The 18,931-nt window shown below is 70.8% G+C and carries 16 protein-coding genes; 8 read left to right on the forward strand and 8 right to left on the reverse strand.

Annotation, left to right across the window (positions count from 1 at the left end; translation table 11 throughout):
- The first annotated feature begins 10 nt into the window (after nt 1-10).
- From AB0I94_RS03205 to AB0I94_RS03220, 4 genes are read left to right on the forward strand one after another with little or no spacing between them, the layout of a single operon-like run.
- Nucleotides 11-970, forward strand: coding sequence for an ABC transporter permease (locus AB0I94_RS03205; protein WP_363307626.1), 960 nt, complete (start codon nt 11-13; stop codon nt 968-970).
- Nucleotides 970-2,961 carry a dipeptide/oligopeptide/nickel ABC transporter permease/ATP-binding protein gene (locus tag AB0I94_RS03210; RefSeq protein WP_363307627.1) on the forward strand — a complete coding sequence of 664 codons (1,992 nt, stop codon included), beginning with the start codon at nt 970-972 and terminating at the stop codon, nt 2,959-2,961. Before AB0I94_RS03205 ends, AB0I94_RS03210 begins: the two co-directional genes overlap by 1 nt.
- Nucleotides 2,958-4,037 carry an ABC transporter ATP-binding protein gene (locus AB0I94_RS03215; RefSeq protein WP_363307628.1) on the forward strand — a complete coding sequence of 360 codons (1,080 nt, stop codon included), beginning with the start codon at nt 2,958-2,960 and terminating at the stop codon, nt 4,035-4,037. Before AB0I94_RS03210 ends, AB0I94_RS03215 begins: the two co-directional genes overlap by 4 nt.
- The gene (locus AB0I94_RS03220; RefSeq protein WP_363307629.1) at nt 4,034-4,969 is read left to right on the forward strand and encodes a dihydrodipicolinate synthase family protein; all 936 of its coding nucleotides are present in this window, start codon (nt 4,034-4,036) and stop codon (nt 4,967-4,969) included. Before AB0I94_RS03215 ends, AB0I94_RS03220 begins: the two co-directional genes overlap by 4 nt.
- A 221-nt stretch (nt 4,970-5,190) precedes the next feature.
- Here AB0I94_RS03220 and AB0I94_RS03225 read toward each other — a convergent pair whose 3' ends face one another.
- The 5 genes from AB0I94_RS03225 to leuA all read right to left on the reverse strand — a co-directional run bounded on the left by AB0I94_RS03225 (nt 5,191) and on the right by leuA (nt 12,049).
- Nucleotides 5,191-5,868 carry a response regulator transcription factor gene (locus tag AB0I94_RS03225; RefSeq protein WP_363307630.1) on the reverse strand — a complete coding sequence of 226 codons (678 nt, stop codon included), beginning with the start codon at nt 5,866-5,868 and terminating at the stop codon, nt 5,191-5,193.
- Complete coding sequence (locus tag AB0I94_RS03230) at nt 5,865-7,061, reverse strand: histidine kinase (RefSeq protein WP_363307759.1); 1,197 nt, start codon at nt 7,059-7,061, stop codon at nt 5,865-5,867. The genes AB0I94_RS03225 and AB0I94_RS03230 overlap by 4 nt, the downstream gene beginning before the upstream one ends.
- Before the next feature lie 119 nt (nt 7,062-7,180).
- On the reverse strand, nt 7,181-9,268 hold the full coding sequence (locus AB0I94_RS03235; protein WP_363307631.1) for an MMPL family transporter: 2,088 nt from the start codon (nt 9,266-9,268) through the stop codon (nt 7,181-7,183).
- A 169-nt stretch (nt 9,269-9,437) separates the two neighbouring features.
- The gene (locus AB0I94_RS03240; RefSeq protein ID WP_363307632.1) at nt 9,438-10,088 is read right to left on the reverse strand and encodes a TerB family tellurite resistance protein; all 651 of its coding nucleotides are present in this window, start codon (nt 10,086-10,088) and stop codon (nt 9,438-9,440) included.
- Nucleotides 10,089-10,321: 233 nt separating this feature from the next.
- A complete protein-coding gene (gene leuA / locus AB0I94_RS03245; protein WP_363307633.1) occupies nt 10,322-12,049 on the reverse strand; it encodes a 2-isopropylmalate synthase in 1,728 nt (575 codons plus the stop codon).
- Between the two features lie 297 nt (nt 12,050-12,346).
- On the opposite strand from leuA, the gene AB0I94_RS03250 reads away from it, so the two are divergent.
- From AB0I94_RS03250 to AB0I94_RS03265, 4 genes are all read left to right on the forward strand, one after another.
- Entirely contained in the window at nt 12,347-13,417 is a 1,071-nt protein-coding gene (locus AB0I94_RS03250; protein WP_363307634.1) for a M4 family metallopeptidase, read from the forward strand.
- Between the two features lie 37 nt (nt 13,418-13,454).
- Nucleotides 13,455-13,721 (forward strand): protealysin inhibitor emfourin, encoded by a 267-nt coding sequence (locus tag AB0I94_RS03255; protein WP_363307635.1) that lies wholly within the window; start codon nt 13,455-13,457, stop codon nt 13,719-13,721.
- Nucleotides 13,722-13,809: 88 nt separating this feature from the next.
- Nucleotides 13,810-15,177: a GH1 family beta-glucosidase gene (locus AB0I94_RS03260; RefSeq protein WP_363307636.1), complete on the forward strand. Its 1,368-nt coding sequence runs from the start codon at nt 13,810-13,812 to the stop codon at nt 15,175-15,177.
- Nucleotides 15,174-16,412 carry an MFS transporter gene (locus AB0I94_RS03265; protein WP_363307637.1) on the forward strand — a complete coding sequence of 413 codons (1,239 nt, stop codon included), beginning with the start codon at nt 15,174-15,176 and terminating at the stop codon, nt 16,410-16,412. The genes AB0I94_RS03260 and AB0I94_RS03265 overlap by 4 nt, the downstream gene beginning before the upstream one ends.
- A gap of 20 nt (nt 16,413-16,432) precedes the next feature.
- Here the strand turns inward: AB0I94_RS03265 and era are convergent, their stop codons facing one another.
- The 3 genes from era to AB0I94_RS03280 form a co-directional block, all read right to left on the reverse strand.
- Nucleotides 16,433-17,392: a GTPase Era gene (gene era, locus AB0I94_RS03270; RefSeq protein WP_363307638.1), complete on the reverse strand. Its 960-nt coding sequence runs from the start codon at nt 17,390-17,392 to the stop codon at nt 16,433-16,435.
- A gap of 174 nt (nt 17,393-17,566) precedes the next feature.
- On the reverse strand, nt 17,567-17,920 hold the full coding sequence (locus AB0I94_RS03275; RefSeq protein WP_363307639.1) for a cytidine deaminase: 354 nt from the start codon (nt 17,918-17,920) through the stop codon (nt 17,567-17,569).
- 26 nt (nt 17,921-17,946) lie between these two features.
- Nucleotides 17,947-18,771 carry a helix-turn-helix transcriptional regulator gene (locus AB0I94_RS03280; RefSeq protein ID WP_363307760.1) on the reverse strand — a complete coding sequence of 275 codons (825 nt, stop codon included), beginning with the start codon at nt 18,769-18,771 and terminating at the stop codon, nt 17,947-17,949.
- Nucleotides 18,772-18,931: the final 160 nt, after the last annotated feature.

The raw sequence follows: 18,931 nt of genomic DNA on the forward strand, positions 1-18,931 counted from the left end.
GTCGTACGACGTGATCGCGATCGTCAGAATCCTGGTGCGCCGCCTAGTCCTGCTCGTCCCCCTGCTGCTCGGCATCGTCCTGTTCGTCTTCCTCGTGATGCGGTTCTCCGACGTCGATCCGGCGTCGGCGTTCTTCCAGGGCGCCAATCCGACCGAGGAGCAGCTGCACGAGTTCCGCGAGGAGAACGGCCTGCTCGATCCGCTGCCGGTGCGCTATGTCGCGTTCGTCGGCGATCTGGTCCAGGGCGACATGGGCATCAGCGTGCTCACCCGCTCACCGGTGGTGGACCAGGTCACCACCGCGCTTCCGCTCACCCTGCAGCTGACCTTCCTCGGGCTCGGCATCGCGGTGGTCATCTCGCTGCTGCTCGGGGTGACCGCCGCGATCTACCGCGACCGGCTGCCCGACCAGCTCATCCGCGTCATCTCGCTGACCGGTGTGGCGGCGCCCGGCTTCTGGCTGGCGCTGCTCATGATCCAGTACCTGGCGGTGGAGGCGGGCTGGTTCCCGACCGGCGGATACGTCAACCCCGGTGACTCCCTCACCGGCTGGCTGAAGACGATGACGCTGCCCGCCTTCGCGCTCTCCCTGCCGGTGGCCGCCGGGCTCACCCGCATCATCCGCACGGCGGTGGTGGAGGAGCTCGACAAGGATTACGTGCGCACGGCGATCGGCAGCGGACTGCCACCGGTCGTGGTGGTCGGCCGCAACGTCCTGCGCAACGCCCTCATCAACCCGCTGACCGTGCTCGGCCTGCGCGTGGGCTATCTGCTCGGCGGCGCGGTCGTCATCGAGACGATCTTCTCGCTGCCCGGCATGGGGAAGCTGATGATCGACGCCGTGAAGAACGGCGACCCGGCCGTCGTACAAGGGGTCGTCATCACGACGGCCGTCGGATTCGTGGTCGTGAACCTGGTCCTCGACATCCTCTATCTGCTGGTCAATCCGCGTCTGAGGGGGACCGCCTGATGATCATGTCGCGCAAGGCTCTGGCCGAGCGGCTCTCGCGGCCCGGCATCCGGCTGCGCTCCCTGCGCCGCCTGCCCGTGCTGTCGCGCGTCGCGGTGGGCGTGATCGGCGTGGTCGTCCTGGTGGCGCTCCTCGCACCGCTGATCGCCCCGCACGACCCGCTGGACCAGCAGCCGCAGTCCGACGGCACGGGACACCCGACCGGCGACCACTGGATGGGGCAGGACAGCCTCGGCCGGGACATCCTCAGCCGGCTGATGTACGGGGCGCGCTGGTCCCTGGCGATCGGACTCGGGGCGACGCTGCTCGCCCTGGTCGTCGGGGCCGTGCTCGGGGCGATCGCGGCGACGTCCCGCAAAGCGGTCGACGAGACGCTGATGCGGTGCCTGGACATCGTCATGGCGTTCCCCGGGATCGCGCTCGCGGCCGTCCTCGTGGCGGTCTTCGGGGGCGGCATCCTCGTACTGATCTGCGCCATCGCGTTCCTGTTCACCCCGCCGATCGCGCGGGTCGTGCGCGCGAACGTGATGGATCAGTACGGCGAGGACTACGTCGTCGCCGAACGCATCGTCGGCGCCCGCACCCCACACATCCTGATCAAGCACGTGGCCATCAACTGTGCGGCGCCGATCCTCGTGTTCTGCACGGTGCAGGTCGCCGAGGCGATCGTCTTCGAGGCCTCGCTGTCGTTCATCGGCGCGGGCGTGCGGCCCCCGGACCCGTCCTGGGGCAGCGTCATCGCCGACGGCAAGAACATGGTGCTGCTCGGCGGCTGGTGGGCGACGGTCTTCCCCGGCCTCCTGATGCTGATCACGGTCCTCGCCCTGAACATCCTCTCCGAAGGCGTGTCGGACGCGTGGGCGGCGCCCGCGACCCGTGACGTGCCGGGAGAGGCCCGTAAGGAGGACCCTCTCGAAGCGCCCGAGCCGGGCAGCGGCAAGGTCCTCGAACTGCCGGGCCTGACGGAGGCGGCCGAGCGTCTGCGCTCACGCGCGCGCCCGCTGCCGGAGGGCAGCCCGGTGCTCACCGTCTCCGACCTCACCATCGGCTTCGACGCCCGGCACGGCGGGGTGGACATCGTCGACGGCATCAGCTTCCACGTCCGGCCGGGCGAAGTGCTCGGCCTGGTGGGCGAGTCGGGCTGCGGCAAGTCGCTCACCGCGCTGACCGTGATGGGCCTGGAGCCGAAGGGCGCCCGCATCGGCGGCCAGGTCACCTTCGACGGCGAGCAGCTGCTCGGCATGCCGATGCGCGCCCGCAGACGACTGCTCGGCCACGACATGGCGATGATCTACCAGGACGCCCTGTCGTCCCTCAACCCCGCGATGACGGTCCGCTCCCAGCTCAAACAGGTCGTACGAAGGGGAGGCCGCCGCACGGCCGTGGAACTCCTCGAACTGGTCGGCCTCGACCCGGACCGCACCCTGCGCAGCTACCCGCACGAACTCTCCGGCGGCCAGCGCCAGCGCGTCCTGATCGCGATGGCCCTCTCCCGCGACCCGAAACTGATCGTCGCCGACGAGCCGACGACGGCCCTGGACGTCACGGTCCAGGCCCAGGTCATCCAACTCCTGCTGCGCCTGCGCGAGGAGCTGGGCTTCGCGCTGATCCTCGTCTCGCACGACCTGGCCCTGATCGCGGACGTCACCGACCGGGTGGTGGTGATGTACGGCGGCCAGATCGTCGAGACGGGCGTGACGGCGGACCTCGTCGAGGCACCGTCGCACCACTACACGCGCGGCCTGCTCGGCTCGGTGCTCTCGCTCGAATCCGCGGCGGAGCGCCTGACCCAGATCAAGGGTGTCGTCCCCTCACCGGCCGACTTCCCCGCGGGCTGCAGGTTCGCGGACCGGTGCCCCCTCGCGAGCGAGGTGTGCCGCACGACGGCGCCCGAACTCGTGGGCGGGGAACGGCATTCCATCGCCTGCCACCACCCGGCGCAGCAGCCGCCGGGCGTGCCGCGGCCCAGGGGAAGCGAGGCCCTCAAGTGACGACGAAGGACACGACAAAGGACGCGACGAAGGACACGCCTTCCGAAGACCTGATCACCCTCTCCGACGCGCACGTCGTGCACCGGGCTCGCTCGGGCGGGCTGTTCTCACGCGACCGCGTGTACGCCCTGACCGGCGCCGATCTGACCATCGCGCCCGGCGAGACGGTGGGTGTCGTGGGCGAGTCGGGGTGTGGCAAGTCGACGCTCGCGAAGGTGCTCGTGGGGGTGCAGCAGCCCACGGCCGGGACGGTGTCCTTCCGGGGACGCGACCTGTGGACGATGAAGCCGGCCGAGCGCCGGATCGCGATCGGACGCAACACCGGCATGATCTTCCAGGACCCGTCGACGGCACTGAACCGCAGGCTGACGGTACGGCAGATCCTCCGGGACCCCCTTGACGTGCACAGGGTGGGAACTCCGGCGCAACGCGACGCCCGGGTCGTCGAGTTGATGTCCCTGGTGGGGCTGCCCAAGGTCCTGGCGGACGGTCTGCCCGGCCAGTTGTCGGGCGGACAGCGCCAGCGCGTGGCGATCGCGCGCGCCCTGGCCCTCGAACCGGAGCTCGTGGTGGCGGACGAGCCGACGAGCGCGCTCGATGTCTCCGTGCGCGCCCAGATCCTCAACCTCCTCCTGGACCTGAAGGAGCGGCTCGGTCTGGCCCTGGTCTTCGTGTCGCACGACATCCAGACGGTGCGGCGGATGAGCGACCGGGTCATCACCATGTACCTGGGCAGGATCGTGGAGGAATCACCGGCGCAGGAGATCCTGGACCGGGCACGCCATCCGTACACCCGGGCTCTCTTCTCCGCGACGCCCGGCCTCCTGGACCCCATCGACCCGATCCCGCTCGTCGGCCCGGTGCCTTCGGCGACGCGACCGCCGAGCGGCTGTCCGTTCCGTACGCGGTGCTGGAAGGCGGACGAGACCTGCGCGGCCACCATGCCGGACGTCGCGTCGACGGCGGGGTCCGGGCACCGCTACCGCTGCCACCACCCCGTGCCGGACGGCCAGTCCACGCACGAACTAGTCATCCAGTCCGCCGCCACGGACGCGAGCCCCAGGGAGACTCCATGACCATGCCCACCCCGCTGACCGGTGTCGTTCCGCCCGTCTGCACCCCCCTGACACCGGACCACGAGGTGGACACGGCGTCGCTCGTCAGGCTGGTCGACCACTTGGTCTCGGGCGGGGTCGACGGCCTGTTCGTCCTCGGCTCGTCGTCGGAGGCGGCATACCTGACGGATGCTCAGCGGAGGGTCGTGGTCGACACCGTGGTGGGGCATGCCGGGGGGCAACTGCCGGTCCTGGCAGGGGTGATCGACATGGCGACGCCAAGGGTTCTGGATCACGTCCGGTCGGTCACGGATGCGGGGGCGGACGGAGTGGTGGCGACGGCTCCCTTCTACACGCGCACACATCCGGCGGAGGTGGCCCGCCACTTCCGTCTGGTGGCGGCGGGATCGCCGGTGCCGGTCTTCGCGTACGACCTGCCGGCCTCGGTCCACTCCAAGCTGCCCGCGGAGCTGGTCCTGGAGCTGGCGGCGGAGGGGGTCCTGGCGGGGCTGAAGGACTCCAGCGGGGACGAGGGGAACTTCCGGGAGGTGGTGCTGGGGGCGCGAGGGCGTGGGGACGCACCCGGCTTCAGTGTGCTGACGGGTTCGGAGACGACGGTGGACACGGCGCTGGCGGTGGGGGCGGACGGGGTGGTGCCGGGGCTGGGGAATGTGGACCCGGAGGGGTATGCGCGGCTGTACCGCTACTGCCGGGAGGGGGACTGGGTGCGGGCTCGGGTGGAGCAGGAGCGACTGTGCGGCCTGTTCGGGATGGTGCGTGTCGGGGACGCGGGGCGGATGGGCGGCAGCTCTTCTGCGCTGGGCGCGTTCAAGGCGGCGCTTGCCCTGCGGGGCGTGATTGCGTGTGCGGCGACTGCGGAGCCGCAGGTTCCGCTGGCCTCCGGAGAGGTTGAGCGGGTAGGGAAGTTCTTGGCGGGGGCGGGGTTGTTGTAGGGCGGTTCTTTCCCCAACCCCGCCCCTTCCCGAAATCCCGCTCGGCGCGGGGGCCTTGGTTGCCGTCATCACCGGCTGCGCCGGGTTCGTCCTCAAACGCCGGACGGGCTGGATAGATTCAGCCCGTCCGGCGTTTGAGGACATCTTTTCGGGGGTCCAGGGGGCGGAGCCCCTTGGTTTCGGGAGGGGGCGGGATTGGGGAAAGCCCCGCAGGGACCGTCCTACTCCGCCCCCCTCACCCCCGGCCGCACCAACCCCGACTCGTACGCCACGATCACCAACTGCGCCCGGTCCCGGACCACCAACTTGCCCATGATCCGGCTGACATGAGTCTTCGCCGTCAAGGGACTCAGTCCCAACGTCTCCGCGATCTCCGTGTTGTTCAGGCCCCGCGCCACCAACGCGAGCACCTGGCACTCCCGCTCGCTCAACCGCCCCGCGAGCTCTTCCGGAGGCGGGACCGCGGCCGGGGCACGCAGCACCCGGGCGATCAGCCGCGAAGTCGGGCCCGGCGACAGCAGGGACTCCCCCGCCGCCACCGTACGAATCGCCTCCAGCAGCTCCGCCGGCTTCGTGTCCTTGACCAGGAACCCGGACGCCCCGGCCCGCAGCGCGTCGACGACATGCTCGTCCGTGTCATAGGTCGTCAGCATCAAGACCTTCACCCCGGCCAGGTCCTCGTCCTCGGCGAGCAGCCGCGTCGCCTCGATGCCGTTGAGGTCGGGCATCCGGATGTCCATGACGATGAGGTCGGCCCGCTCCGAGCGGGCCAGTTCGACCGCCGACCGGCCCGTCCCCGCCTGCCCCACCACCTCCATGTCCGGTGCGGACTCCACCAGCATCGCGAACGCGGCCCGCACCAGCGTCTGGTCGTCGGCGAGCAGTACACGGATCGTCATCGAAGCCCTCCCAGGCCGACAGGAACCAGCGGCAGCACGGCCGACACCTCGAATCCACCACACGCCCGGGGCCCGGCCTCCAACGTGCCGCCCACGCTCCGGGCCCGCTCCCGCATCCCCACGAGGCCGAACCCCGGGGTGTGCGAGGGGTCGTCGGCGGCCCGCCCGTCGTCCGTGACCGTCACCCGCAGCGCCGCGTCCGCCACGCGTATCCCCACCCGGATGGTGAGCCCCGGCCCGCCGTGCCGCACCGCGTTGGTCAGTGCCTCCTGCACGATCCGGTAGGCCGCCGCGCCCACGGCGGGCGGCGCCTCGGCCTCCCGTACCGCCAGATCGACCTCGGCCCCGGAGGTACGCGCCGCCTCCGCCAGATCGGGGAGACCGTCGAGCCCCGGCAACGGGTCCCGCGTCTCGTCGGGTTCGGGCCCGGCACCGGAGGCCCGCAGCACCGCGAGCGTGGCCCGGAGTTCGCCCCGGGCCGACCGGCAGGTGTCGGCGATGTCGTCCAGCGCCTTCGCCACCGCCGCCCGGTCGAGCCGCTCCGGATCGGCGGCGAGGACATGCGCCGCGACGGAGGTCTGGACGCCGACCAGGGTGATGCTGTGCGCGAGCAGATCGTGCAGATCGCGGGCGACCCGCAGCCGTTCCTCGGCGACCCGCCGCCGCGCCTCCTCCTCGCGCGTACGCTCCGCCCGCTCGGCGCGCTCAAGGACGGAGGCGACGTACTGGCGGTGGATGCGCACGTACACGCCGAGCAGCAGCACGGCGACGACCCATCCGGTGATCCTCATCACCTCGGCCACCTGGTGCGGGGAGACGCTCACGTTGACGGTCAGCATGACGCCGACGAGGAGGAGGCCGGTGATCAGGGCCCGGCGCGGGCGGCCGGACACGGCGACGGTGTAGAGGGCGACCATGCCCACCGGGACCGCGGCGATGTGGGTGTAGTCGACGGCGTGGTACGGCGCTACGCACCCCAGGACGGCCAGCAGCACAGGCATGGGCCGCACGCGCCGCCACACCAGTGGCACGTGCGCGCCGAGCAACAGCGCCCAGGCGAGCAGGTCCGGCCGCCGCCCGTCCGCCACGAAGGCCGCGAGCAGTGCGGAAAGGACCGCGAGCCCCGCGGCGAACAGCGCGTCGTCCCGCAGGGCACGTGACGTGCCGGGCACGGACCGGGTGAAGGACAGCAGACCGCGCGGTGTCGACGAGCTCCGGTGGACCTGAACCTGCGATTCTCTCCCCACCGCTCCATCCTCCCGTACGAGGACGCCCCTCCGGCAGGGAAGGGGCGTCCCGAGGCGGTCAACGGTCAAGGGGCGGGCACCCGTTGGGGCTCCGGTTCCGCCACCGGCGGGGCGGCGGCCGTGGGCCGCGACAGCTTGCCCGGCCACCACACCTTCCGGCCGAGCGCCACGCTCGCGCTCGTCACCAGATACGTCCGCACCAGGAACGTGTCGAGCAGCACCCCGACCGCGATCACGAAGCCGAGCTCGACGAGTTGCACCAGCGGCATGCTGGTGAGCACCGCGAACGTCGCCGCGAGCACCAGGCCCGCCGACGCGATGACGCCGCCCGTGGTCCGCAGCGCGGTCAGCGCCGCCTCCCCCGGCTCCGCCCCGGCGAGGGACTCCTCCCGCATGCGGTGCATCAGGAAGATGCCGTAGTCGACGCCCAGGGCGACGAGGAAGACGAAGGACAGCAGGCCGAGCCCGGGGTCCGTGCCCTCGAAGCCCAGGAGTGGCTCGAAGACGAGGCCCGCGATGCCCAGCGAGGCCCCCCACACCGCGACCACGGCCGCGAGCAGCATCAGCGGCGCGACGAGTGACCTGAGCAGCACCACCAGGATCAGCAGCACCGCCGCGAGGACCAGCGGCACGATGATCAGGGTGTCACGGTCGTTCGTGTCCTTCAGGTCGAGCTGCTGGGCGCTGGCACCGCCCACGTACGACCCGTCCAGGTTCGCCCGCAGCGCCTTGATCGTCTGCGTCTCCCGCGCCGACTCGGGCGCGGACGTCGCGATCACGGAGATCTCCGTCCAGCCCTTCCCCGTGCGTCCCTCCCGCGCGCTGTCCACGCCCTTCGTGTCCTTGGCCGCGGACAGGGCCGCGGTGGCACGGTCCTCGGGGGCCATCACGGTGATGGGCCGGGTGCCCTGTCCGGGGTAGGCCTTGGCGAGGGTCTCCATCGCGTGGACGGAGTCGGGCGTCTTGGTGAAGGAGTCCTCCTGCTTGAGCGCGCCCGGCAGGTTGAACGCCCCGAGGGCGAGCGCTCCGAGCAGCACGGCACCGCCCACGAGCACGGCGCGCGGCCTGCGCCCCGCCGAACTCCCCATCATGGTGAAGAGACTGCGCCGCTTCTTGGGTTCGCTGCCGAAGGCGGGCACGAGCGGCCAGAACACGCGTCGGCCGAGGAGGACGAGGAGCGCGGGAAGCAGCGTCAGCATCGCGGCGAGCGCGCACAGCACACCGACCGTGCCCAGCGGGCCCATGCCCCTGCTGCTGTTGAGGTCGGCGGCGAGCAGGCAGAACAGCCCCAGCGCGACCGTCCCCGACGAGGCGAGCACGGCGGGCCCGCAGCCGCGCAGGGCGGCGGCCATCGCGTCGTAGGGCCGCTCGATCCTGCGCAGCTCCTCGCGGTAGCGGGAGACGATGAGCAGCGCGTAGTCCGTGCCCGCGCCGAACACGAGGATCGTCATGACGCCGCTGCTCTGGCCGGTGACGGACGTCCCGAAGCCTTCGTGCAGGCCGTACGCGACGCCCATCGCCAGATAGTCGGCCATGCCCGCCACGGCGAGCGGCACGAGCCACAGGAACGGGCTGCGGTAGATGAGGATCAGGAGCAGCGCCACCACCCCGGCGGTGGTGTAGAGCAGCGGCCCGCCGAGCGAGTCGTAGACCTTGCCCGCGTCGGTCGCCAGCGCCCCCGGGCCGCCCACGTCGACGCTCAACGCGCCCTTGCCCTCGGCGACTTCGCGTACGTCGTCGACCAGCGCGTCCCTGGCGTCCTCGTCCTGGCCGGGCTCGTTGCTCGCCACCGGGTACATCAGCGTGGCGCCGTCCTTGGACGGTACGGCGCGCGGGACGCCGGTCAGCTTGTGGTCCTGGCCGATCTCGGCGACCTGGGCGGCAGCCGTCTCGCGGTCGGCGGCGGTCAGACCTCCGTCCCGGTGGTAGACGAGCACGAGCTCGGTGGCCTCACCGCCGGGCAGCTGAGCCTGGAGCTCGGCCACGTGGGTGGAGTCGGCGCTGGCGGGGAGATAGTCGACGACGCCGTCCTGCTGGGTGTCCGCCAGCTTCGACGCGAAGGGCCCGGCGAGCGCGATGACGACGATCCACAGCCCCAGGAGCCCCCAGGGCACGGCTCGACGCCGGCGTGAGGTGGTCTGTTCGGCCCGCATGACGGGCCTCCTTCCGACAGGTTGGCAGGTCGGTGCCAACCTTTCCGGAGAGGGCCGCGCGATCCGTCGGGCGTGAGGGCGAGTTGGGGCGTACGGCGCTGGGAGGCGATGGGGCCGCGTTACTCCCGTGGGAGTACGGGGGCCTGCCTCGCCCGGAGACCGGCAGAGGTCAGAAGTGCGTCGTCCGCGCCGCCACCATCAGCCGCGTCACCTCGTCCGCGCCGATGGTCAGCGCGCCGCCGGCCGTGGCGAGCACCTCGCGCTCGGCGGGGGTGTAGGGGCCGTCGGCGAGGGCGATCCGCGCGCCCTGGAGCAGCAGCGCCTCGCGCCCGGCCGGGGCCAGGTGCGGGGCCAGCGGGCCGAGCGCCTCGTGGAGTTCTATGGCCAGACCGGGCCCGCAGTCCGGGACGGTCGCCCGCCCGGTGTCCGCCGCGAGCGCGTCGACGAGTGCGACGAGCTGTTCCTCGCGGCAGTCGTCGAGCCCGGCGCCGCGCAGCGCGCCGACGGCCGCGTCGAGCGTCGAACGCGACGAGGTGCCGCCCGCGGCGAGGACGGCGAGGACGACGGTGTGCACGGCGTCGCGCACCATGGCCGAAAGCCGCGTGGTCGTGGGGTGGCCGAGAACATCCGTACCGAAGTGGTCGCCGCAGGCGGCGCATTCGACGATGGGGCCCGCGACGCCGCGCGGCAGGACCGGGACACCGAGCAGGACGAAGCGGCGACGACCCGTGCGGCGCCGGTAGTTGCGGTCACCGCCGCAGCCGGGGCAGAAGAACTCGCCGTCCCCGACGGTGGTCCAGGCCGTGTGCACGCCGATCATGCGCCTGCGCAGGACTCGCCCGCGCGAAACGGGCGTGGCGAAGATGCGGGTTTCCCGGCCGTTTCGTCCCCGATCTGGCAGCACCGCGCACCTCCGTAACGTCCCGGCAACGTTGCCGCGTTGGGCGTGATGTTAGCCACATTGTTGATGTGGCGTCAGCACCCTGAGCGAGAGATGGCCGGTAGACGATCGCCGGACAGGCTCATTTCGAGCCTGTCCGGCGGCCGGAGGCGTCAGCGAGCGGCGCGGTTCACCGCGGAGACCGCGGCCTTCAGCGACGCACGTGTCGTGTTCGCGTCGATGCCGATGCCCCACAGGACCTTGTCGCCGATCGCGCACTCGATGTACGAGGCGGCCTGCGCGGAGGCTCCTTCGCTCATCGTGTGCTCCTGGTAGTCCAGGAGGCGTACGTCGATGCCGATGCCCTGCAGGGCGTTGAAGAAGGCCGAGATCGGACCGTTGCCGATGCCGGTCAGGACCGTGTCGGCGCCGTCGACCGTCGCCTCGACGGTGAGGGTGTCGGTGCCGTCCTTGTCCGTGGTCGTCTGGCCGTTCTTGACCTGGATGCGGCCCCACGGGTTGGCGGGGTTGGGCAGGTACTCGTCCCGGAAGATGCCCCAGATCGCGTCCGGCGTGACCTCGCCGCCCTCGGTGTCGGTCTTCGTCTGGATGATCTTGGAGAACTCGACCTGCATGCGGCGCGGCAGGTCCAGCTTGTGGTCGTTCTGCAGGACGTAGGCGATGCCGCCCTTGCCGGACTGCGAGTTGACGCGGATCACGGCCTCGTACGAACGGCCGACGTCCTTGGGGTCGATGGGCAGGTACGGGACGGCCCACTCGATCTCGTCGACCGTCTTGCCCTGCTGCTCGGCGCGGATGCCCATCGCCTCGAAGCCCTTCTTGATGGCGTCCTGGTGGGAGCCGGAGAAGGCGGTGTAGACGAGGTCACCTGCGTACGGGTGGCGCGGGTGGATCTCCATCTGGTTGCAGTACTCGGCGGTGCGGCGGATCTCGTCGATGTCGGAGAAGTCGATCTGCGGGTCCACGCCCTGCGAGAACAGGTTCATGCCCAGCGTGACGAGGTCGACGTTGCCGGTGCGCTCGCCCTGCCCGAACAGGCAGCCCTCGATGCGGTCGGCGCCGGCCATGATGGCCAGCTCGGCGGCGGCGACGGCGGTGCCGCGGTCGTTGTGCGGGTGGACGGACAGGCAGATGTGCTCGCGCCGCGACAGGTTGCGCGACATCCACTCGAAGCGGTCCGCGTGGGTGGAGGGCGTGGAGCGCTCGACCGTGGCGGGCAGGTTCAGGATGATCTCGCGGCCCTCTTCGGGCTGCCACACGTCACAGACGGCCTCGCAGACCTCCAGGGCGAAGTCCAGCTCGGTGTCCGTGAAGATCTCGGGGCTGTACTGGTAGCCGAAGACCGTCTCGGGGCCGAGCAGCTTCTCCGCGTACTCCATGACCAGACGCGTGCCGTCGACGGCGATCTGCTTGACCGCGTCCTTCGAGCCACGGAAGACGACCTCGCGCCAGACGGGCGCGGTCGCGTTGTACAGGTGGACGGTGGCGCGCTTGGCGCCGACCAGTGACTCGACCGTGCGGGAGATGAGCTCCTCGCGGGCCTGCGTCAGGACGGAGATCGTGACGTCGTCCGGGATCGCGCCGTCCTCGATGATCGACCGTACGAAGTCGAAGTCGGTCTGGCCCGAGGAGGGGAAGCCGACCTCGATCTCCTTGTAGCCCATGCGGACCAGCAGGTCGAACATCTCGCGCTTGCGCGCGGGCGACATCGGGTCGATCAGCGCTTGGTTGCCGTCACGCAGGTCCGTGGAGAGCCAGCGGGGAGCGACCGTGATGCGGTTGTCCGGCCACGTACGGTCGGGGATGTCCACCTGGTCGTACTGGCCGTACTTGTGGACCGGCATGGAAGTCGCGCGCTGCAGATTGGGCTTGATCGCCATGATGCGGGGGCTCCTCGGGAGTGTCCTGAAGGACGGCCGACGGTCGCTGTGCGAGCAACACCGAACTCCGCGGGGAGGGGGTCGGCCTCGACTACAGGCCCTCGCCGCGGCAGCTAAGGAGAAGCAGCCCGTAACGCATGATGCTCCGTAGCCTAATGGAGTCGCGCTGTGTGCGCGGGTGCGTATCAGTATGCGGGATCGCCATCAGGTAACGGGTAAGAGGTGATCAATACCTCCATTTCAGTAATCATGGCTGCAGGTAGTGACAGCGGCATGACCCAGTGCCACATTGCGGCCATGACCGCCAACGCAGGCTTCGAGCCTGTCTTCTGCACCATCATTCCGCCCCACGTGCTCGACACTCTGGCCCAGAGTGACGACGCCGCCCTCGCCGGTCCCGCTCGACGCACCCTGGAGCGCGACTCGATCGAGCGCACCCACCGCCGCCTGACCACGGTCATCGGCGCCCCGTCCGTCTCGCTGCCCAAGGAAGCCGCGGAGAACAAGCCGCACCGCACGATCTACGACGCGAAGCACAAGACCGAGCTGCCGGGCCGCAAGGTCCGCGGCGAGGGCGACAAGCCCGGCAAGGACGCGACCGTCAACCGCGCGTACGCGGGCCTCGGCGCGACCTTCGAGCTGTTCCTGAAGTCGTACCAGCGCAACTCCATCGACGGCAGCGGCCTGCCGATGAACGCGACGGTCCACTACGGCGAGAAGTACGGGAACGCATTCTGGAACGGCGAACAGATGGTGTTCGGCGACGGTGACGGCGAGATCTTCCTCGACTTCACCATCCCCGTGGACGTCATCGGCCACGAGCTGACGCACGGCGTCGTGCAGTACACGGCGAACCTCACGTACTTCGGCCAGCCAGGCGCCCTGAACGAGTCCTTCGCGGACGTCTTCGGTTCGCTGATCAAGCAGTACACGCTCGGCCAGACCGCCTCCGAGGCCGACTGGCTGATCGGCGCCGGGCTGCTCGCCCCGCGCGTCACGGGCAAGGCACTGCGCTCCATGAAGGCCCCCGGCACGGCGTACGACGACGACGTGCTCGGCAAGGACCCGCAGCCCGCCGACATGGACCACTACGTCCGCACGGGCCGCGACAACGGCGGCGTGCACATCAACTCCGGCATCCCCAACCACGCCTTCTACCTGCTCGCCGAGGCGCTCGGCGGCAACGCGTGGGAGCGGGCCGGACAGATCTGGTACGCCGTCCTGACCGGCGGTGAGCTGGCCCAGGACGCGTCCTTCGCGGACTTCGCCAAGCTGACCGTGGCCGCGGCGCGCGCCAAGTACGGCGACGGCGAGGAGCACGGCGCCGTGGTGAAGGCATGGTCCCAAGTCGGAGTGCCGACCAACTGACCTGGCGACCGGCCCGCCCATGGAGTAGACAGGTTCCATGCGTATCCAGGTGAAGCGCACGGGAGGTTTCGCGGGCATCGAGCGGCACGCCGAGGTCGACACCTCGGGACTGCCCGATGCCCACGAGTGGCAGGCCCTGGCCGAAGAGGCCGTGGCAGAGGGCCGGAGCACGCCACCGATAGGGGTGCCGGACGGCTTCAGTTACCAGCTCACCGTGGACGGACACACGGTGTACTGCTCGGATCCCCGCCTGACCGACGCACAGCGGAAGCTGATCACGCGCGTCCTGAAGGAAGGGTCGTAGCGGACGGCTCGCAAGACGTGAGAAGTGTTCACGTTTTCTGAGGCACGCCCATTGACTTCCGTACGCGACCGTACGGAAGATCGCGCCCATGGCAGCGACCCCTGCGCGCGCACCCCTCCCTCAGTTCCCCCGCGACTTCGTGTGGGGAGTGTCCACTTCGGCTCACCAGATCGAGGGCGCCGTCGACGAACGCGGCCCCTCGGTCTGGGACGCGTTCACTGCCGTGCCCGGCAGGGTGAAGGACGGCACGACAGCCGCCGTCGCCTGCGATCACTACCACCGCTACCGCGAAGACGTCGCTCTCATCCGCGAGTTGGGGGTGAACGCCTACCGCTTCTCGGTGTCGTGGCCGCGCGTACTGCCGAGCGGGGCGGGCGAGGTCAGCGCCGCGGGCCTCGACTTCTACGACCGGCTCGTCGACGAGCTGCGCGCGGCGGGCGTGAGTCCCGTTCCCACGCTGTTCCACTGGGACACACCGCTCGCGCTCGCCGACGAGGGCGGCTGGCAGCGGCGGGACACGGCCGAGCGTTTCGCCGAGTACGCGGCCGTGGTGGCCGACCGCATCGGTGACCGCGCCAAGAAGTGGATCACCCTGAACGAGCCCGCCGAGCACACCCTGCTCGGTCACGCGCTCGGCCAGCACGCGCCCGGCCACAAGCTCATGTTCGACGCGCTGCCGGTCGCCCACCACCAGCTCCTCGCCCATGGCCTCGCCGTACGGGCACTGCGCGCGGCGGGCGTCACGGACATCGGCATCGCCAACTCGCACGGCCCCACCTGGCCGGCGTCCTCCTCGGCCGAGGACACGGAAGCGGCGGACTTCTACGACGTACTCCTCAACCGCCTGTTCGCCGACCCGCTCATCCTGGGCCGATACCCGGACGCAATCGGGGAGTTGATGCCGGGCGACGACGTCGAGGCCGACCTGAGGATCATCGCCGAGCCGGTCGACTGGTACGGGATCAACTTCTACCAGCCGACGAAGGTGGGCGCCCCGCTCCCGGCCACCACGGCGACACCGACGGAGTTCTCCGGCCTCACCCTCCCGCCCGGCCTCCCCTTCTCGCCGAGGGAGATCGAGGGCCGCCCGGTGACGGACTTCGGCTGGCCGGTGGTCCCGGAGTCGCTCACCGACCTGCTCACCGGCTTCCGCGACCGGTACGGCGACCGTCTCCCCCCACTGGTGATCACCGAGAACGGCTGCTCGTACGAGGGAATCGACGACCAACGGCGGATCGACTACCTGGACGGCCATCTGCGGGCACTACACCGGGCGTCCGAGGAGGGTGTGGACGTACGCGGCTACTTCGTCTGGTCCCTGATGGACAACTTCGAGTGGGCCGAGGGGTACCGGCAGCGCTTCGGTCTCGTGCACGTCGACCACGCCACCCTGAAGCGCACCCCGAAGGCGTCGTACGCCTGGCTGCGTGAGGCGCTGCGGGCGCAACGGGCATGACGGCCGGCGCGCTGCGCGAACCGGTCGACCGGGTCGGCCGGAGCTGGACGGCCTCCCTGTCGCTCGCCAACGGCGCCATCTGGGTCGGGTGGTACGGCCCGCTGCAGATCCTGCTCGCCGTACAGGCGGCGGACCTGGCCCCGGCCGGCACCTCCAAGGAGACGGTTCTGGCGTGGGTGGCGGGCGCGGGGGCCGTGGTGTCCCTCGCCGCGAACCCGCTCTTCGGCGCCCTCTCGGACCGTACGACGTCCCGCTGGGGCAGGCGTACGCCGTGGATCGTGGCGGGCACGGCAGGCGGCGCTGTCGCGCTCCTGCTGCTTTCGGCCGCCGGGTCGGTGTGGTGGATGGCGGCGGGCTGGTGCCTGGTCCAGCTCACGCTCAACGCCGCGTTCGCCGCGGTCACGGCGGCCGTGCCGGACCGGGTGCCGCGCCTCCAGCGGGGCTCGGTGGGCGGCTGGCTGGGGGCGGCGCAGCTCCTGGGCGTGGTGGTGGGGACGGGACTCGCGACGGCGGCCGGGGGCGTGGGCGCGGGGTACGCGGCGTGCGCGGCGTTCACGCTGGCGGGCGTCGTTCCGTACGTCCTGCGCCACCAGGACCTGCGCCTCGCGCCACAGGACAAGCCGCCGTTCGCGTGGCGGTCGTTCGCCGCCGCCTTCTGGCTGAGCCCGCGCCGCTACCCCGACCTCGGCTGGGCCTGGCTGACCCGCTTCCTGATGAACCTCAGCAACGCCCTGGTGCTGCTCTATCTCCTGTACTACCTGCGGGACCGCCTGGGCCACTCCGACCCCGACGAGGGCGTACTGATCCTCACGGCGGTGAACGGCCTGACGCTGCTCGCGACCGTGGTCGTGGGCGGCGTCTGGTCCGACCGCGTGGGCCGCCGCAAGCCGTTCGTACTCTGGTCCGGCGTCCTGATGGCGGTGGCGACGGCCCTGCTGTCCGGCTGGCAGACGTGGCCGGGCGCGATCGTCGCGGCGGCGGTGCTCGGGGTGGGCTTCGGCGTCTTCACGTCGGTGGACTTCGCGCTGATGACGGACGTCCTGCCGAAGGCCATGGACCGCGGCAAGGACATGGGCGTCATCAACATCGCCAATTCCCTGCCCCAGGTCGCCGCCCCGGCCCTCGCGGCCCCGATCGTGACGCACCTGGGCGGCTACCGGGTGCTTTACCTGGTGGCAGCGGTGATCGGGCTCGCGGGGGCGCTGCTGGTGCGACGCATCAAGGGCGTCGAGTGAGACCGACCGAGCCCGCCCGCTCAGAAACCGAGCTTGCGCAGCTGCTTCGGGTCGCGCTGCCAGTCCTTGGCGACCTTCACGTGCAGGTCCAAGAAGACCGGAGTGCCGAGGAGGGCCTCGATCTGCTGGCGGGACTTGATCCCGACCTCCTTGAGGCGCTTGCCCTTCGGGCCGATGATGATGCCCTTCTGGCTGGGGCGCTCGATGTATACGTTCGCGTGGATGTCGAGCATCGGCTTGTCCGCGGGCCGGTCCTGGCGCGGCAGCATCTCCTCCACCACGACGGCGATGGAGTGCGGCAGCTCGTCCCGCACGCCCTCGAGGGCGGCCTCGCGGATCAGCTCGGCGACCATGACCTGCTCGGGCTCGTCCGTGAGGTCGCCCTCCGGGTAGAGCGGCGGGCTCTTGGGGAGCATCGGGACGATCAGGTCGGCGAGCAGCTGGATCTGCTTGTCGCCGACCGCCGAGACCGGCACGATCTGCGCCCACTCGAAGCCGAGCTCCTTGCCGAGCTGGTCGATGGCGATGAGCTGCTCGGCGAGCGTCTTGCTGTCGACGAGGTCGGTCTTCGTCACGACCGCGATCTTCGGCGTCTTCTTGATGCCGGCCAGTTCCTTGGCGATGAACCGGTCGCCGGGGCCGAGCTTCTCGTTCGCGGGCAGGCAGAAGCCGATCACGTCGACCTCGGCCCAGGTGGTCCGCACGACATCGTTGAGCCGCTCGCCGAGCAGCGTGCGCGGCTTGTGGAGCCCAGGGGTGTCCACCAGGATCAGCTGGGCGTCAGGCCGGTGCACGATGCCGCGCACCGTGTGCCGCGTGGTCTGCGGCTGGTTGGCTGTGATCGCCACCTTCTGGCCGACCAGAGCATTCGTGAGGGTGGACTTGCCCGCGTTGGGGCGGCCCACGAAGCAGGCGAAGCCGGCGCGGTGGGTGGCCTCGGACGGCTCGGATGACTCGGTACGAACGCTCATGGCGCCCATTCTCCCTGATCGCCGGAGGGCCGCAGCACGCCGAGGCAACGATCGGGCGCCGATGCGGCACGGAGACGGTGTCCACGACGCCTCGGGCGAGCCCGCGGAAAGGCGGAGTCTTCGGCCCGTCGTGGGGCACCCTGCTCTTTGCGAGCTTGGGGGAGGCTCCCGCGCCGACCGAAGTCAGCTCGCCTGAGCCCGCACCCGGACCTCACCGTCAGGCCCCGCCAGAAACACCGGCGTCCCGGCCCCGCCAAGGTCCCGCACAGCGGCGAGGTCCTCCGAGGACAGCGACTCCCCGGCAGAGACGACCGCGGCGGCCTCAAGGGACTCCGCGCCGGAGGCGACCGCCATGGCGACCGCGGTCCGCAGCGCGGAAAGCTTCAGGGAGTCGAGCGAAACCGTACCGGCGACATACGTCCGCCCCGTCTCATCCCGCACGGCGGCCCCCTCGGCCACCCCGTTGCGCGCCCGCGCCGAACGAGCCAGCGTAACGATCTTCCGGTCCTCAGCGTCAAGCGCAGCACTCTCGGTCATACGCCGAGCATACGGAGCACGGACAGCTAAACCGCCACCGGGTACATCGCCCCTCGCCGCCCCTCCGGCGAGGCGAGCCACTCCAGCTTCGCCGCGGTCTCCACCTCCGGAAGCGGCGTGTGCAGCACGATCGTCAGGTCGGGCCGCGCAGGCACCCGCAACGCCGTCGACTCGACGTGCAACGCCCCCACCAGCGGATGCGTCAGCTCCTTGTGGACCTGCCCCGCGGGCCGCACGTCCCGCCGCTCCCACAGCTCGGTGAACTCCTCGCCCGCCGTTTCCCGCAGCTCGGCGAGGACCTCCTGGAACCCCTCGTCGTCCGGCGTCTCCGAGCACGACGCACGGAACTGCGCGACGACGTTCTCCGCGTTCGTGCGCCAACTCACGCTCCGCGAGCGGTAGATCGGGTCCGTGAAGAAGTCCACGATGCAGTTCTGGGTGTTCTCGGGACGCATCCCGAAGACCATCGTGGCCGCGTGGTTGTACATGACGCAGTTGTAGTAGCGGTCCATGATGTGCGCCGGATACGGCATCCACGTGTCGATCAGCCGCTGCATCCCCTGGCACATGTCCCGGTCGGCCTGCTCGACCTCGGGGGCGGGCGGATTCAGCCCGGCCAGCACGTACAAGTGCCGCCGCTCGGCGCTCGACAGCTTCAGGACGCGCCCCACGGAGTCCAGGACCTGCGGCGACACCGAGATGTCGCGGCCCTGCTCCAGCCACTGGTACCACGACGCGCCGACCCCGGCGAGCACGGCGACCTCCTCACGGCGCAGCCCCGGCGTACGCCGTCGCGCGCCGCCGTCCGGCAGGCCCGCCTCCGCGGGGCTGACCCGGGCGCGGCGGCTCATCAGGAACTCGCGCAGTTCGCCGAGCCGCCGTGCCTTGGCCTCGTCCTGGGGCCGCGCTGTCGCCGCCCCGCTCGTCCCTGCCATCCGCAGCTCCCCCTGCCTGGTGTTACGACCACCAGCATAAGTTCCCGCTCCCCACGGGTATTCCGGACACCCGAAG

The organism is Streptomyces sp. NPDC050147 (genome assembly GCF_040660195.1).
GTDB lineage: Bacteria > Actinomycetota > Actinomycetes > Streptomycetales > Streptomycetaceae > Streptomyces.

Coding starts and splice junctions, on each gene's coding strand:
- AB0I94_RS03210 (WP_363307627.1), top strand. CDS start 970: ATGATCATGTCGCGCAAGGCTCTGGCCGAGCGGCTCTCGCGGCCCGGC.
- AB0I94_RS03220 (WP_363307629.1), top strand. CDS start 4,034: ATGACCATGCCCACCCCGCTGACCGGTGTCGTTCCGCCCGTCTGCACC.
- AB0I94_RS03225 (WP_363307630.1), bottom strand. CDS start 5,868: ATGACGATCCGTGTACTGCTCGCCGACGACCAGACGCTGGTGCGGGCC.
- AB0I94_RS03235 (WP_363307631.1), bottom strand. CDS start 9,268: ATGCGGGCCGAACAGACCACCTCACGCCGGCGTCGAGCCGTGCCCTGG.
- AB0I94_RS03240 (WP_363307632.1), bottom strand. CDS start 10,088: ATGATCGGCGTGCACACGGCCTGGACCACCGTCGGGGACGGCGAGTTC.
- leuA (WP_363307633.1), bottom strand. CDS start 12,049: ATGGCGATCAAGCCCAATCTGCAGCGCGCGACTTCCATGCCGGTCCAC.
- AB0I94_RS03250 (WP_363307634.1), top strand. CDS start 12,347: ATGACCGCCAACGCAGGCTTCGAGCCTGTCTTCTGCACCATCATTCCG.
- AB0I94_RS03255 (WP_363307635.1), top strand. CDS start 13,455: ATGCGTATCCAGGTGAAGCGCACGGGAGGTTTCGCGGGCATCGAGCGG.
- AB0I94_RS03260 (WP_363307636.1), top strand. CDS start 13,810: ATGGCAGCGACCCCTGCGCGCGCACCCCTCCCTCAGTTCCCCCGCGAC.
- AB0I94_RS03265 (WP_363307637.1), top strand. CDS start 15,174: ATGACGGCCGGCGCGCTGCGCGAACCGGTCGACCGGGTCGGCCGGAGC.
- era (WP_363307638.1), bottom strand. CDS start 17,392: ATGGGCGCCATGAGCGTTCGTACCGAGTCATCCGAGCCGTCCGAGGCC.
- AB0I94_RS03275 (WP_363307639.1), bottom strand. CDS start 17,920: ATGACCGAGAGTGCTGCGCTTGACGCTGAGGACCGGAAGATCGTTACG.
- AB0I94_RS03280 (WP_363307760.1), bottom strand. CDS start 18,771: ATGAGCCGCCGCGCCCGGGTCAGCCCCGCGGAGGCGGGCCTGCCGGAC.